This window comes from Methanoregula sp. (genome assembly GCF_028679125.1).
GTDB lineage: Archaea > Halobacteriota > Methanomicrobia > Methanomicrobiales > Methanospirillaceae > Methanoregula.
In genome coordinates this window covers 20,626-33,750 of sequence record NZ_JAJRCG010000019.1, presented here as the reverse complement: position 1 = coordinate 33,750, position 13,125 = coordinate 20,626, and the positions used below count along the sequence as shown (strand labels likewise).

The 13,125-nt window shown below is 56.5% G+C and carries 14 protein-coding genes; 5 read left to right on the top strand and 9 right to left on the bottom strand.

Annotated elements, in window-relative coordinates; genetic code table 11:
• The first annotated feature begins 48 nt into the window (after positions 1-48).
• Both LUQ43_RS11190 and LUQ43_RS11185 read left to right on the top strand, forming a co-directional pair.
• The gene (locus LUQ43_RS11190) at positions 49-513 is read left to right on the top strand and encodes a hypothetical protein (RefSeq protein ID WP_299967639.1); all 465 of its coding nucleotides are present in this window, start codon (positions 49-51) and stop codon (positions 511-513) included.
• A gap of 79 nt (positions 514-592) precedes the next feature.
• The gene (locus tag LUQ43_RS11185; protein WP_299967636.1) at positions 593-1,336 is read left to right on the top strand and encodes a TylF/MycF/NovP-related O-methyltransferase; all 744 of its coding nucleotides are present in this window, start codon (positions 593-595) and stop codon (positions 1,334-1,336) included.
• Between the two features lie 178 nt (positions 1,337-1,514).
• On the opposite strand, the gene LUQ43_RS11180 is transcribed toward LUQ43_RS11185, so the two are convergent.
• Together LUQ43_RS11180 and LUQ43_RS11175 are read right to left on the bottom strand one after the other, a co-directional pair.
• The gene (locus LUQ43_RS11180) at positions 1,515-2,093 is read right to left on the bottom strand and encodes a hypothetical protein (protein WP_299967633.1); all 579 of its coding nucleotides are present in this window, start codon (positions 2,091-2,093) and stop codon (positions 1,515-1,517) included.
• Positions 2,090-3,223: a hypothetical protein gene (locus LUQ43_RS11175; RefSeq protein ID WP_299967631.1), complete on the bottom strand. Its 1,134-nt coding sequence runs from the start codon at positions 3,221-3,223 to the stop codon at positions 2,090-2,092. Before LUQ43_RS11175 ends, LUQ43_RS11180 begins: the two co-directional genes overlap by 4 nt.
• A gap of 220 nt (positions 3,224-3,443) precedes the next feature.
• Between LUQ43_RS11175 and LUQ43_RS11170 the strand changes: the two genes are divergently transcribed.
• Positions 3,444-3,794, top strand: coding sequence for a hypothetical protein (locus tag LUQ43_RS11170; RefSeq protein ID WP_299967628.1), 351 nt, complete (start codon positions 3,444-3,446; stop codon positions 3,792-3,794).
• Between the two features lie 239 nt (positions 3,795-4,033).
• A complete protein-coding gene (locus LUQ43_RS11165; protein ID WP_299967625.1) occupies positions 4,034-4,309 on the top strand; it encodes a hypothetical protein in 276 nt (91 codons plus the stop codon).
• 82 nt (positions 4,310-4,391) lie between these two features.
• Here the strand turns inward: LUQ43_RS11165 and LUQ43_RS11160 are convergent, their stop codons facing one another.
• From LUQ43_RS11160 to ppsA, 7 genes are read right to left on the bottom strand one after another with little or no spacing between them, the layout of a single operon-like run.
• The gene (locus tag LUQ43_RS11160; RefSeq protein ID WP_299967624.1) at positions 4,392-4,571 is read right to left on the bottom strand and encodes a hypothetical protein; all 180 of its coding nucleotides are present in this window, start codon (positions 4,569-4,571) and stop codon (positions 4,392-4,394) included.
• A 52-nt stretch (positions 4,572-4,623) separates the two neighbouring features.
• The gene (locus LUQ43_RS11155; RefSeq protein ID WP_299967622.1) at positions 4,624-5,817 is read right to left on the bottom strand and encodes an MFS transporter; all 1,194 of its coding nucleotides are present in this window, start codon (positions 5,815-5,817) and stop codon (positions 4,624-4,626) included.
• Positions 5,814-6,428: an METTL5 family protein gene (locus LUQ43_RS11150; protein WP_299967620.1), complete on the bottom strand. Its 615-nt coding sequence runs from the start codon at positions 6,426-6,428 to the stop codon at positions 5,814-5,816. Before LUQ43_RS11150 ends, LUQ43_RS11155 begins: the two co-directional genes overlap by 4 nt.
• On the bottom strand, positions 6,425-7,372 hold the full coding sequence (gene dph2 / locus LUQ43_RS11145; RefSeq protein WP_299967618.1) for a diphthamide biosynthesis enzyme Dph2: 948 nt from the start codon (positions 7,370-7,372) through the stop codon (positions 6,425-6,427). Before dph2 ends, LUQ43_RS11150 begins: the two co-directional genes overlap by 4 nt.
• On the bottom strand, positions 7,350-7,898 hold the full coding sequence (gene hpt / locus LUQ43_RS11140) for a hypoxanthine/guanine phosphoribosyltransferase (RefSeq protein WP_299967616.1): 549 nt from the start codon (positions 7,896-7,898) through the stop codon (positions 7,350-7,352). Before hpt ends, dph2 begins: the two co-directional genes overlap by 23 nt.
• Positions 7,899-7,903: 5 nt before the next feature.
• Positions 7,904-9,013 carry a tyrosine decarboxylase MfnA gene (gene mfnA, locus LUQ43_RS11135; RefSeq protein ID WP_299967613.1) on the bottom strand — a complete coding sequence of 370 codons (1,110 nt, stop codon included), beginning with the start codon at positions 9,011-9,013 and terminating at the stop codon, positions 7,904-7,906.
• Positions 9,003-11,288, bottom strand: a complete 2,286-nt coding sequence (gene ppsA / locus LUQ43_RS11130) for a phosphoenolpyruvate synthase (RefSeq protein WP_299967610.1) — start codon at positions 11,286-11,288, stop codon at positions 9,003-9,005. Before ppsA ends, mfnA begins: the two co-directional genes overlap by 11 nt.
• Before the next feature lie 173 nt (positions 11,289-11,461).
• On the opposite strand from ppsA, the gene serA reads away from it, so the two are divergent.
• Positions 11,462-13,066, top strand: coding sequence for a phosphoglycerate dehydrogenase (gene serA / locus LUQ43_RS11125; RefSeq protein ID WP_299967607.1), 1,605 nt, complete (start codon positions 11,462-11,464; stop codon positions 13,064-13,066).
• Positions 13,067-13,125: the final 59 nt, after the last annotated feature.

Sequence of the window (13,125 nt, the reverse complement as noted above, 5' to 3'; positions counted from 1 at the left end):
TGGGGCACTTATCGTTATATTTACGCCCCCTGCCGCCCCATTACTGGTATGCTGAAACCCGCCGCATGGGCTGCCGTGCCCGGTAAAAATCCCGCTGAAAAACTCGGTCGCCTGGGACTCTTTCCTGGAAAATCCGTTGACATACGGAAACTTGCATCGATCGCAGACAACTACGGTGTCACGGTGTATCTTTTCTTTGAGGAAGACCTTGCCCGGACAAAGTCCCTTGCAGAGGTGCTGGCTGAATATGCCGGTGTTCCCGAGTATGAACGCCCGGTCATCCAGGTGGAGAGTTTCCTCCGGTTCACGCAGGAGAACGATCCCTCGTTCGAGCAGACCATGGACGAGTTCCCGCTGATGGTCGAGATCGTGACAATCGGGGAGATCCCGTCTGGCAGCAATGTGCGGCCTGAACCCTGTGTCTCCTGCCTGATGCCGTTCCTCGATGAACTGGATGTCAGTGCCGAACTCCCGGAACCCGGAGTGCACGAGATCCCCCCTGCAAAAAAATGAATCCGGCAACCGGCTGACCCTTGTACGGTTTTCCCTGTTCCGAGATTTATAAATCTCGGGAATGCGTATATTATAGGACATGAGCCTGTTCCCGAAGAAGAATCTTTTCTGCCTTTTTGATTCGGTTGTTCCGAGCAGGTATATCCTCAAGTTCCGCAAGTTTGTCTTCTTTGAGCCGTTCATGGGTAACGACATTGCGAACCGGGGCCGGCTCTCCCATTACGGGTGCGACCGAAGAAAGGAGTTTGCAAAAAACCTCCGCAAGATCCGGAAGGAGACCGAACTCCTGCTCGAGGATATCGAGGCCTACCATATCTACATGGCCGTCAAAAAGACCCAGAAAGTGCCAGGGGACATCGCGGAGGTTGGCGTATACAAGGGCGGGTCGGCCAAGATCATCTGTTCCGCGAAGGGGGACAAGACCCTCCATCTCTTCGACACATTCGAAGGCCTGCCGAAAGTCGATGATATCGACATGGTCTGGCCCTTCTACGAGGGAAAGTTCGCCGCGTCCTACGACAGCGTGAGGAACTACTTAAAAGAAGACAGCAACGTCCACTTCTACAAGGGCATCTTCCCGGAGACCGCCGGGCCCATTGAGGACAAGCGTTTCTCGCTCGTGAACCTGGATGTGGACTGCTACGAGAGCACGAAGTCATGCCTTGAGTTCTTCTATTCACGGATGAACCCGGGTGGCATCATCATCTCCCATGATTATATCACGGCGCCCGGCGTCAAGAAGGCCTTTGACGACTTCTTTGAAGAGAAGACCGAGCCGGTGCTGGAGACCGCGGGCTCCCAGTGCCTTGTTGTCAAGGTCTGATCTCACTCCCGTGTGAGATGCGCAATCTGTCGGGCACCGGTTCATGGGAAATGGCACCCCTCATTTTTCCTCATGCCTGGTGTGAATCACTTTTCCAATACAACCGTTCTGTCGTCAGGTCCTTCATTTCCTGCGGAATACGATAATCAGGAAAATGACGGTGATAATCCCGCCTGGATCAAAAAGGCCACGTGCCCATCATCTGTCTGAGCAGACTCTTCGTTACGGTGCTGTGGCCCTCGATCATATCGGGATCTTTGGGGAACCGGCTTCGAAAGGTATCCACGGCCGGTGAAACATTGACCGATATCAGCAGGGCCCCGGACTCTTTTTCCGCCAGGCTGACCGTCCGGATATCCTGATGGTAGGGGATGATGAGCGGCAGGTCGATATCATCCCTCTCTCCGAGATCTTTATAGCCTTGTTCGAGACTGGAATTTTCCATCTGCTCATGGCGTTCCAGTTCATTCCTGAAACCATATGCCTCTACCTGGCTTCGCGGATCCCAGACATCGAAAGAAAACAGATGGGTCCCGTTGGGCGCCAGTATCGTTGCTGTGAAATTCCCGTTCTGATATCCGAGGTTAGGGGCATGGCCATACCGGATTTCCACGGATTCCAGGGCAACGCCGTCTTTGTGAATCCCGAGGATAATCCAGATGATCTTTTCCTGATCATCGTCATCAGACATGGTTACTGATCCTGTGACCAGGCAGAACAGCAGAACAACTGCCCCGATGAGTATGACAGGTTTCATGGATTCCACCTGTTGATGTTATCCAGCATATAGTGGATGTGAAGCGTTGTTGCGTTCCCGAATTTGCCATAAAAGAGCGAATTTCCCATGAGATCCGGTTCCGGGTCATATCGCCAGAATTTTTTCGTGCAGGTGACGGTTGTTCCATTTTTTGACGTCTGGACAATCTGCCGGCAGAGCGAGGGATCCCAGCGGTTACCCTGTGCTGAAAGGATACATGCAGACTGACTGCTCCAGACATTGGGTGTGGGATTGTTCTCGGTATAGTAGGTCTCACCACAGTAGGTGTCGATCAGGCCAAACACCGCATGGCCGGCCTCATGCATGAATACCGATCCGGCATTTGCCGGGCTCTTGAACCAGGAGTTTGTCCCGGGTCCCATGCTGCTGGAACAGCCGTTTGGCTCACAGGGGGGTCCGGTGTAACTTCCCGTATACTTCGGATAGATGATGACCGCCACATCCGTAAAGGGTGCGTCCTCCCAGAAATCCTCGGGAAGGGTTCCGGCACACCCGCTGAAAGCATCGGCAAAGTCGCCGGGATCCGAGTAATAATAAAAATTGAACCGGTTCGGGGTATCTTCCGGCAGGCACGAATGGTTTGCGGTTCTTGAATTCAGGACTAACAGTGTTTTGATAAGCGTGTTCACGTCCGTCCTGAAGTTATCTTCATTTGCGGTATAGTAATCGGTAATCACTTTCTCTTTTTTCGTGCAGTCGTACTGTGTCTTTGAAGGGACAAAGACAATATCCATCCGTTCCTCTTTTGGCCCTGTTTCCCCTATCGGGATGATCTTTGCGGGGTGCAGCAGGAGGATGGCATTTGTCTCATCCGGAATTTGGATCGTACTGATGTTTTCCATGAAACCCCGTCGAACCGCCCTGAGGGTATGTTTTCCCGGGGAAACCGGGGAGACTATGATGTGGCCGTCCGTTCCGGCAGTCGTACCCCGGTATTCTCCATCAAGGTACATCCGTACATCAGCAATTCCCGTTTTGGTGTTGGCATCCCTGCAGGTAATGAGGATACTGGATGCATGGGTATCATTCATTGCCGGTAGTCCTGAGGGGGTATCGGTGGAAAGGGCAACAACCGGAGACAGGAGGAATCCGGATACGGTGACGAACATCAGGAGTGCGATAAAAGAAAAAATGCGGGAATTTTGAAATTGAAGACAAATTCCTGTGAATTTCACCATAGAGGTATCCGTGAACCGTAATTCCCCGGGATCGGGGGGACATTTCCCGTGTCTGAGTGCAGGGAGTAATCCTCCAGGAGACCCGGGTAATCCTCGTTTTAATTAATGTCCTGTTATCTTAAACAATATATAATCTTACTGGTCAAGGGGATTGACCTGTTCCAATACTTCACTAAAGCTGAACCCGACCTCAAGAAAAGCGTACGATCTCAACAGGCAGCGGGTGCCGGATATGGTCACGATATGGCAAAAAAGCCAGCCGAATACTACGATATCATCCAGAAACGTTGCGATCTGGTACCTGCTGACCCTCATCTCGCTCCTGTACAAGGATATTCGGGTGTTTCTTCAATGGATTTTCCTGTCCCGGGTTCTCCATGGTCCCGGAACGATTGACGAAGAGTTGTTCCGGTTTGATCTCATCCGGCTCTTCGTCCGGGAAGGGATCCGGGAAAAATCCCAATTCGTTACTTTTGTTACGGTTCTTCGTTGTTTCAGATGACTGGGATGTGATGGGTTGCTGACTATTCACGATTCACCGGAGAAATTTCAGAGACACAAAGGGTTCCAGCAATTTGTCTGGATTAAGGTATTCCAGAGCATATTTTTTTCAGCCAGACTCTGCTGAAAAATTTCCAATCGCGATCATGAGGTGTCGGTTGATGAGGCGATTATCGGATAATTATCCGACAAAATGCATGTACAAGCGACAAAATTTTTGATTTGCCGGCGTGAGATGGTTTGCCGATCAACCGGACCCTGCCTGAAAAATTTCAAGCAGGGGGTGAGGGGATGATTGAAATTTTTTTGCCGGAGATCGATTGCGATACTGATACTGGTATAACACACCCAGGTTTTCGGCAGGTAGTGTACACTACCAGAATTCACAGAGAAATTGTGAGAGAAGTACTGTTTTGGAATATTCTGACAATAGCACAAAATGCGCCTGGTGCTTACACCCGCGGATGGGAATTGAAAAAAATCTCCAGAAAACAGAGAGTAATCTCCAGAATTTAAAACTGTGGAGATCGCTCTTGCAGTAAATGGAACTGCAGAAATTTTAAAAAAGATGGCGGGATCTTCTTCCCGTTCAATAATTTCAATCTTTAAAGATCAGGATGCCGAAAACCACCATCATCAGGCCGGCGAGCAGCACGACAATGCCGATCAGTCCCTGGACTGCGATGATCACTTGCGGCAAAAATGCCCAGATGGCATACCCTCCAAGGGCACACAGGATAATCCCGACAATCAGCGAAATAACTCCAACTTTATCCATAAACAATCCTCACATACGGTTTTCCCCGGGGCAATATAAGGATATTGCCGTTTTATGGTGCGCAAGCGCCTGGCTTCCTGCCAGACAGAGTCTTCCACGGATAGGGCAGCAGCGCCATCAGGATCACGGCGCCGACAATAGGGATGGGAATGGTGCCAAGGGCTGCGGCAAGGGAGTAATGGTCGGCGATCATCCCGTTGACCGCGACACCGAGCCCGCCAAAGCCGATGGCAAGCCCGAGCATCATCCCCGATGCGAGGCCCACATTTCCCGGCAGGAGCTCGTGGGACATCGCTACGGCCACGGAGAAGGTGGACCAGAGGAAGAACCCGAAGATGAGGATCGCAATGACAGAGATCAGCCCTGTGGTTGCGAAGAAGAGGTAGAATGCCGGGATTGCCCCCACAAGACCGAAGACCATGAACTCCTTTCTCCCGATCCGGTCGGAGATCCGGCCACCGGCGATCTGCCCGGCAACGCCCGCAAGGAGCATCAGGGTCATGACCGCGCTCGCAGTCACCAGGTCATAGCCCAGCGTGACGAGGTACATGGGCAGGAACGTGATGGCAGCGAAGACTGCCCAGGCCCGGAGGATCGATGCGGCCATCAGGATTGCAAAGGGCCTGATCGACCGTGTCTCGCCCGGTGGGGATGCAGGTTTTGCATGCATCTCGCGGGCAGCAGCAATCCCCCCCGGGAGCAGATGGCGGAGGACGAAGATCATGATAGCAGCCGGGATGATGAGGAGCAGGAGCCCGGGGAGCCCCAGCCACAGGACGAGTGCCGCGGCAAGCACCGGGCCGATCGCGTACCCGATATTTCCTCCGACCACGAAGTAGGAGGTGATAGCACCCCGGTTCTCCGGAGAGCAGAGCCGGCTGACGAGACTCAGGGCCGTGGGGTGGAAGCAGGCATGCCCGAGAGCAGCGAGAACCGCAAAGGCCATGATCAGGTAATAGTTCTGCGCCACTCCCATCAGGGCCACGAAGAGTGCGCTGATGAAGAGGCTGATGCTCACGCTGATCGTGAGCCCTTTTCTGTCCGAGAGCCAGCCGACCACCGGCTGGGTGAACGAGGACGTGATATTATAGGCTGTCACGAGCAGCCCGGCGGCAAGGTAAGAGTAACCGTTCTGGGCGATCAGGAGCGGCAGGATGGCCGGCAGTACCGGCATGTAGATGTCGGTGACCAGGTGGGCTGCCGAAAGGCCGGTGATGGTCTGTCTGACACTGCGGGGCGGTGTCACGGTATCCGTGTCAGTCGTAGGATCTCGACCTCGATCTCCTGCACGTCCTTTGTGTGGAACGCGAAGGTCCGCTTTATCGGGAATGAACCGCCGACCCGTTCGGCAATCTCCCCCCGGCCTTCTGTGTAGGTTTTTACAAATGGGGTGGATCCTGCATTAAAGATGCCGTACGTGACAGGCGCAAGCCGGAGGGCAAGGTCGATGAACGGCCTGTCGGCGTGGGCTTTCTGCGCCCCGAACGGCGGGTTCATGATGACCGTATCGCACGCCCCTGCCTTTGCGATGGTCCCCGGGTCCCTGACGTCAGCCTGGATGAACTCCACGTCCGCTTCGAGCAGTTCCGCGTTGGTGCGTGCAACCAGAAGTGCATCCTTGTCAATCTCGATCCCCGCCACCGATCCGGCGCCAAGGAGCCAGGCACCGATGGCAAGTACGCCGGTGCCGCACCCGAGATCACAGATCCGTTTCCCTTCAATATCGCCCTTCATGAGGGCGTGATACAGGAGCCGCGCTGCGAGCGGGGCCGGTGTCTGGTATTGTTCGAGCGCAGCCCGGGGCCGGGAGAACCCCGCAAGGCGCTGGAGGGTCATCTCAAGTGCTTTGAGTTTCATGGGATCTCATCGATCTCGTACTGCTCCCAGGTCCGGGTGCCGCAGAGGATCTCGAACTCCTGCGGGGAGAGGACGGGCACGGGGAACCGCACCTGGTCGTCGTAGGCGAGCCGGGGGCAGGCCGTATTCACGTAACAGCCAAACCCGAGGTTCAGCAGTTCGTCAGGGTTCACTTCCTGCATGGTCACGATCACGGCAGCGGGAGAGAGTGCAGCGAGGCGGCGGGCAAGATGCATCCGTGCCTGCCCGCTCTTGGTGCTGACAATGATTCCTGCACTCTTTGCATCCCGGGCCTTCTCGATCACGGCAAAGCGCCGGCGCAGGAGTGCCTCCCCGCTCACTTCCTGTGCGGTGCCGGCAAGGGGATCGAGTGCGATGACACGGGACCTGGTCGTGAGCGCGATCCCAATCGGGTGGAATAAGCCGGTACCAACGAAGAGGATCTCATCGGCCTGCGTATCTATCGCAGTTGAAAAACAGCACCCGAGCACCTGCCCGCGGAGGGGTGTCCTCCCCCGCCCCGCTGCCACCCGCACGTCAATGCCCTTCGAACGCAGGTACTCCTCCATTGCCGGAATCATGTGGGCGTGCTGGACGGTCGTCACCAGTCCCGTGCTCTTTCCTTGCAGGAGCGGGAGTGCATTGTCCAGAACGGGCAGCTCAAAATCAACCGCATAGGCAAGAAAAATGACATCCGGCCGGTCATCGACCGGGGCATGCCCGACATGGATGAGCACGTCTGCTTCTGCAAGGGCATCGAGCGCAAGGTCGCAGGCTCCGTAACAGGGATCGCCGCTGACGATCACCTCGAAGCCGGCCTCACGGAGTCCCGCGACATATTCCAGAGCCTTCCGCTTCAGCCCTTCCGGGAACTGGAGGGCAACGCGCTTCGCACCCCGCGCCCTCAGTTGTTGTACCAGGTCAGATGAACCGTTTGACAACATGCACCTTTTCGTCCACCTCGATCTTTACGAGGGACTTGTAGGGCCGGCCGATATCGGGATCGCCGCGCTGGATAGCGATGCAGACATCCACGACCTCTGCACCGGCAATTTCGAGTGCGGCAAGGAGCGCTTTCATCGTCCCGCCCGTGCTCACCACGTCGTCGATGATGACCACGCGATCGCCCTTGTATACCCCGTTGAGATACAGTTCTCCTTTGGAGTACCCTGTTTTCTGGTGTACCGGGACCTCGTGCGGGAGGTTGTAAACCCGCTTCCGCATCACGGTCATCGGGATATCGGTCATCGTGGAGAGGACCGTTCCGATGTGGATGCCCATGGCCTCCACGACAACGATCTTGTCCACATTGTTCAAGTCCATCACCTTGATCATGGCTGTTGCCACGTCGCGGAGGAGGGCAGGGTCAACAATCGGTACGCCATCGGTGATGGGGTGGATGAAGTAATTGTACTCCCCGCGTTTCACCATGGGGCAGGTTTCCAGCGATTCAACAAGTCTGTCGAGCATAGTGTTCACCGTGTTCTGGTTTTTTGCATATCGAGAAGGAATGCCTCGATTCGTCCTGCGTGCACGTGCGGCATGCAGACGGTCCGCAGGTGGTTGCGGCGGGTCCACGAGACCCTCCACGGTGCAGGTACCGCGTCCTTTGCAGCGACAAACGTCGCGACATTGAGATCGGGGGTTGCAGCCCGCGGGAACCCGAGCGTCTCCATGCCGGCAATCAGGCGCTCCGTGTTCTTCATGCACCCCGCAACAACGGCTTTCATCCCCTCGATGCCGAGATAATCGAGCACGGCGAGCGCCCCGGCAACGGGAGCACCGGGCCGGGTGCCGGCCAACGTATATTCCTGCTTCACCGTAAGGTAGGGCGTATCGATGTTGAGGGAATTGAGCAGGTGCGGGTCAAGGGTGAGGAGGCAGCCGCAGGGGATCGTGCTCATACCCATCTTGTGCGGGTCAACCGCAATGGTCGTGACCCCCGGGAGGGAAAAGTCGAAGGGGATGGGACGGTCGAGAAAGGGAATGACCATGCCGCCGAACGCCGCATCCACGTGGAAGAAGAGATCGTGCTGCTGTGCGATCTTCGCAAGATCGGCGATAGGATCGACCATGCCGTACTCGGTCGTGCCGGCAACGCCGACCAGTGCAATGGTATTTTTGTCAATGAGCCCGGCAGCATTCTCCGCATCCATCCGGAAGTCGTTCCCGATCGAGACACCCCGCATCTCGATGCCGAGGATATCACATGACTTCTTGAAGGAGAAGTGGGCGGATTCCGGCACAACGACATTGGGAGTGGAAATACCGGTCTTCTGCGTCTTTGCGAGGCGGAGCGCTTGGAGGTTGGACTCTGTTCCCCCGCTCGTGGCATAGCCGCCGGCGTTCTCGCAGTGGAAAAGGGAGCCGAACCGGTGGACCAGCAACTGTTCGAGCGAGAAGGTGCCGGGGAAGAGCCCCGGGTCGCCGAGGTTCGTCTCCATGAACATGCAGTGCGCCCGCACTGCAACGGAGTGCGGGACCGTGCACATGGAGCTCAAAATAAAATCGTGGTCTAGGTCCTCTTGCTTCTTCTGCGCGAGGAACGTGAAGAGTTCTTCTTCAGACTGACCCTTATTCAGCATCTTTCTTTCTCGCGCCTTCGAGGATGATGCGTTTTTCTGTCTTTGCCACGGCTTCGCGGATCTTTGCGATGGCGTCGATGTTTGCCGAGACACTGGAGATGCCATGCTCAACAAGCCAGGCCGCCATCTTGGGATCGGAACCGGCCTGCCCGCAGATCGAGCATTCGACGTTGTAGGCGCGGCAGACCTGGATCGCGTTGTGGATGAGGGAGAGGACAGCCGGGTGCTGGGGGTTGTACATGTCGGCCACGTTCTCGTTGTTCCGGTCAATGGCGAGCGTGTACTGGATCAGGTCGTTGGTGCCGAACGATGCGAACCTGATGCCGGCCTGGATGAAGTCCTCGATCATGATCGCGCTCGAGGGGATCTCGATCATAATACCGAGATCTACGTTCTCGACGTCAACACCCCATCCCCGCATCATCTCTTTTCCCCTGATGAACTGGTCGGGGTGGGAGACCATCGGGAACATGATGCCGAGGTTGTCATAGCCCTCTTTCCAGAGGCGCTTGAATGCCTCGACCTGGAGCCTGAACTGGTCGGGGCTCTGGAGGTCCCGGCGGATGCCTCTCCAGCCGAGCATCGGGTTGTGTTCGTGCGGCTCGTTCTCGCCGCCCGCCATGTTCCGGAACTCGTCGGTCGGGGCATCGAGCGTGCGGACCCAGACGGTCTTTCCCGGGAATGCGTCGAGCACGATCTTGATGCCGTTGTGGAGTTCCTTGATGAACTCCTCCTCTTTCTTGTTGGAGATATACCAGCCGGGGGTCTTGTTGAGGCCGAGGATCAGGTGCTCGATCCGGAGCAGGCCTACACCGTCAGCGCCCGTGGCTGCTGCCCGTGCTGCTGCCTCGGGAATGGAGACGTTCACCTTCACGCTTGTTGCCGTGATGATCGGGGCGTGGGCGATGACTGCCTGCGGGGAGATTCCCCCCTGGGCCGGAACTGCGGGTGCAATAGCGCCCTCGTAGATGAGTCCCATCTCCCCGTCGACCGTGATGACCTGGCCGTTCTTCAGCTGGTTCGTCGCGTTCTTGGTCCCGACGACCGCGGGAGTGCCGAGTTCACGGCTCACGATGGCGGCGTGGCAGGTCATCCCGCCTTCATCGGTGATGATGGCCGCAACCTTGCGCATTGCCGGCACCATGTCGGGGTTCGTCATCTTCGTGACGAGGATGTCCCCTTCCTTTACCGCGCTGGTGTCCTTCACGTCTCGTACAATGATGACCTTGCCGGAGGCGATGCCGGGGGCTGCCCCCTGCCCCTTCAGAATGATCTTTGCGTCTGATTTCTGTCCTGACATGCCTCTTCCCTCCTTCTTGCCGATGGTCGTGATCGGGCGGGACTGGAGAATATAGATCGTCCCTGCCACGACACCCCACTCGACATCCTGCGGAACCCCGTAGTGGTTCTCCGCGATCTTGCCGTACATAGCGAGCTTGGCTATTTCTGCTTCGGTGAGAACCTGTGCGTCCTGCCGGTCCTTTGCCACATCCACGATCTTCGTACCATGGTCCCCGTTTGCAATGATCTCGATCTTCTTGTTGGCGAGATAGATGTCGATGACCTTCTCCGTCCGCTGGTCAAAGACGTACTTATCCGGAGAGACCGTGCCCGAGACAACGGCTTCGCCAAGGCCCCATGAACCTTCGATGATGGTCTGGGACTCGCCCGTGATCGGGTGGGATGTGAACATGACGCCGGCCTTCTCCGAGTGCACCAGCTGCTGCACGACCACGGCGATGTTCACGGTATTGTCGTCGAATCCCTGTTTGGCCCGGTAATAGATGGCCCGGGCGCCGTAGAGCGATGCCCAGCACTGCTGGACCGATGAGATGAGTGCCGTTTCGCCCTTGATATTGAGATAGGTCTCCTGCTGGCCGGCGAAACTGGCATCGGGCAGGTCCTCGGCAGTGGCGCTCGACCGGACGGCAACAATGAGCTCCCCGTCTGCCATCTTCTTGTAGGATTTTTTGATATCGTCACGGATGGCTGTCGGCATCTTCGCCTTCATGACAAGTGCTTTGACATTGTCGGCAGCCTTCTCCAGTGCCTCGTTGTTCTCCACATCGAGCCGATCGAACGATGCAAAAATCTTCTTCTCCAGACCGGTCTCAACCAAAAACCTGCGGAATGCCTGGGCGGTTACCACAAAGGCTTTCGGGACGGGGAGACCGATGGAGGCCATCTCGCCAAGGGAAGCCCCCTTGCCCCCGACGGATATGATATCCTCTTTACGGATCTCCTCGAGCCAAAGAATATTAGGCACAGTTTTCATTGCTCGCACCACTTATGATCTTGCCGGCACCCTGTTTAAGGGTTATGTTATAAGGTTTCATGGTACAGCAGAACCCCGGACTCAGGAAGTTTTTCCCCCACGGGGAAGGGGAGTATCCGCAGGATAAAGAATAACCCTCATTAAGTCCGGCGCAGATAGTATATGGGTTTTTTATGGCAAACGCGAGAGTGCTCGTCAGCGATCCGCTGGCGGAAGAAGGGCTTGAGATCCTCAGGGCGGCTGTTGACGTGGATGTCAAAACCGGCCTTTCGGAAGACGAGCTCTGCAAAATTATCGGGGACTACGATGCCCTGCTGGTGCGGAGCGGCACCGATGTCAACGCCAAGGTGATCGAGGCAGGGAAGAAGCTGAAGTTCATCGGGCGTGCAGGCGTCGGCGTGGACAATATCAATGTTGATGCAGCGACACGGCGAGGTATCATCGTGGCAAACGCTCCCGAGGGCAACACCCTGGCGGCTACCGAGCACACGATGGCCATGATGCAGTCGCTTGCCCGGAACATCCCCCAGGCGAACGCGAGCCTGAAGAAGAAGGAGTGGAAACGCTCGAAGTTCATGGGCGTTGAACTCAACGAGAAGACTCTCGGCATCGTTGGCTTCGGCCGTATCGGGCGCGAGGTTGCGAAGAGGGCACAGGCAATGAGCATGAAGTGCATTGCCTATGACCCGTTCATCACGAAGGAACGGGCAGCCCAGCTCGGCGTTGAGATGATGTCCATGGCCGAGCTCTTCAAGGTCGCCGATGTCATCACCGTCCACACCCCGCTGATTCCTGAGACAACGCATGTCATCAACGAGAAAAGCATCGCGACGATGAAAGACGGCGTCCGGATCATCAACTGCGCCCGCGGCGGCATCATCGACGAGAAGGCGCTCTACGATGCGATAAAGTCCGGCAAGGTGGCAGGAGCAGCCCTCGATGTCTTCGAGCAGGAGCCCCCGACCGAGTCTCCGCTCCTCACCCTCGACCAGGTCATCGTCACCCCGCATCTCGGGGCAAGCACCGTAGAGGCGCAACTGAACGTCGCAGTCTCGGTTGCCAAGCAGTGCATCGAGGTCCTGAACGGAGGCTCTGCGAAATACGTGGTCAACGCCCCGATGATCCCCCCCGAGCACGCAGAGATCCTGGCTCCCTACGCCGAACTTGCCGAGAAGATGGGCAGGTTCGCGGTCCAGATTGCGGGCGGCAGGCTCGCGTCCGTGCAGTGCATCTATGGCGGCGAGCTCTCGGCCTATGCCGGCAGCATGAAGTTCGTGACGAGGCTTGCTCTTAAAGGGCTTCTCGACCCGATCCTCCAGCAGCCGGTCAACCTCGTGAACGCGGAGTTTGTCGCAAAGGAACGCGGCATTGTGGTGAGCGAGACGGTCACCGAAGAGTCAAGCGGGTTCAAGAACCTGATCACGATCAGGATCAAGACCGACCAGGGCGAGGAGTCCGTCAGCGGCACTGTTTTCTTCAAGGGCCGGAGCCGGATCGTTGCGGTTGGCGGATATACGATGGACCTGATCCCTGAAGGTCATGTCCTGGTCTCCAAGCATCTCGACAAGCCCGGTGTTATCGGCAGGGCTGCGACGATCCTCGGCAAGAATACCATCAATATCGCCGGCATGCAGGTGGGCCGGTTCAGGCCTGAGGAACCGGCGCTGATGGTCTTAAACGTTGACAGCGATGTGCCGGCTGCCGTGATTGAGGAGATCCGCGGCCTCCCCGGTATATTCTCCATATCGTTTGCCAGGATTTCTGATAAGAAGATCTGAGAATACTCTTTTTTACTCCAGGTTATCCTGTAGTCTCTCCGGATTGCCATCCGGGCAGA

Coding starts and splice junctions, on each gene's coding strand:
- LUQ43_RS11190 (WP_299967639.1), top strand. CDS start 49: ATGCTGAAACCCGCCGCATGGGCTGCCGTGCCCGGTAAAAATCCCGCT.
- LUQ43_RS11185 (WP_299967636.1), top strand. CDS start 593: ATGAGCCTGTTCCCGAAGAAGAATCTTTTCTGCCTTTTTGATTCGGTT.
- LUQ43_RS11180 (WP_299967633.1), bottom strand. CDS start 2,093: ATGAAACCTGTCATACTCATCGGGGCAGTTGTTCTGCTGTTCTGCCTG.
- LUQ43_RS11175 (WP_299967631.1), bottom strand. CDS start 3,223: ATGTTCGTCACCGTATCCGGATTCCTCCTGTCTCCGGTTGTTGCCCTT.
- LUQ43_RS11160 (WP_299967624.1), bottom strand. CDS start 4,571: ATGGATAAAGTTGGAGTTATTTCGCTGATTGTCGGGATTATCCTGTGT.
- LUQ43_RS11150 (WP_299967620.1), bottom strand. CDS start 6,428: ATGAAACTCAAAGCACTTGAGATGACCCTCCAGCGCCTTGCGGGGTTC.
- dph2 (WP_299967618.1), bottom strand. CDS start 7,372: ATGTTGTCAAACGGTTCATCTGACCTGGTACAACAACTGAGGGCGCGG.
- hpt (WP_299967616.1), bottom strand. CDS start 7,898: ATGCTCGACAGACTTGTTGAATCGCTGGAAACCTGCCCCATGGTGAAA.
- mfnA (WP_299967613.1), bottom strand. CDS start 9,013: ATGCTGAATAAGGGTCAGTCTGAAGAAGAACTCTTCACGTTCCTCGCG.
- ppsA (WP_299967610.1), bottom strand. CDS start 11,288: ATGAAAACTGTGCCTAATATTCTTTGGCTCGAGGAGATCCGTAAAGAG.
- serA (WP_299967607.1), top strand. CDS start 11,462: ATGGCAAACGCGAGAGTGCTCGTCAGCGATCCGCTGGCGGAAGAAGGG.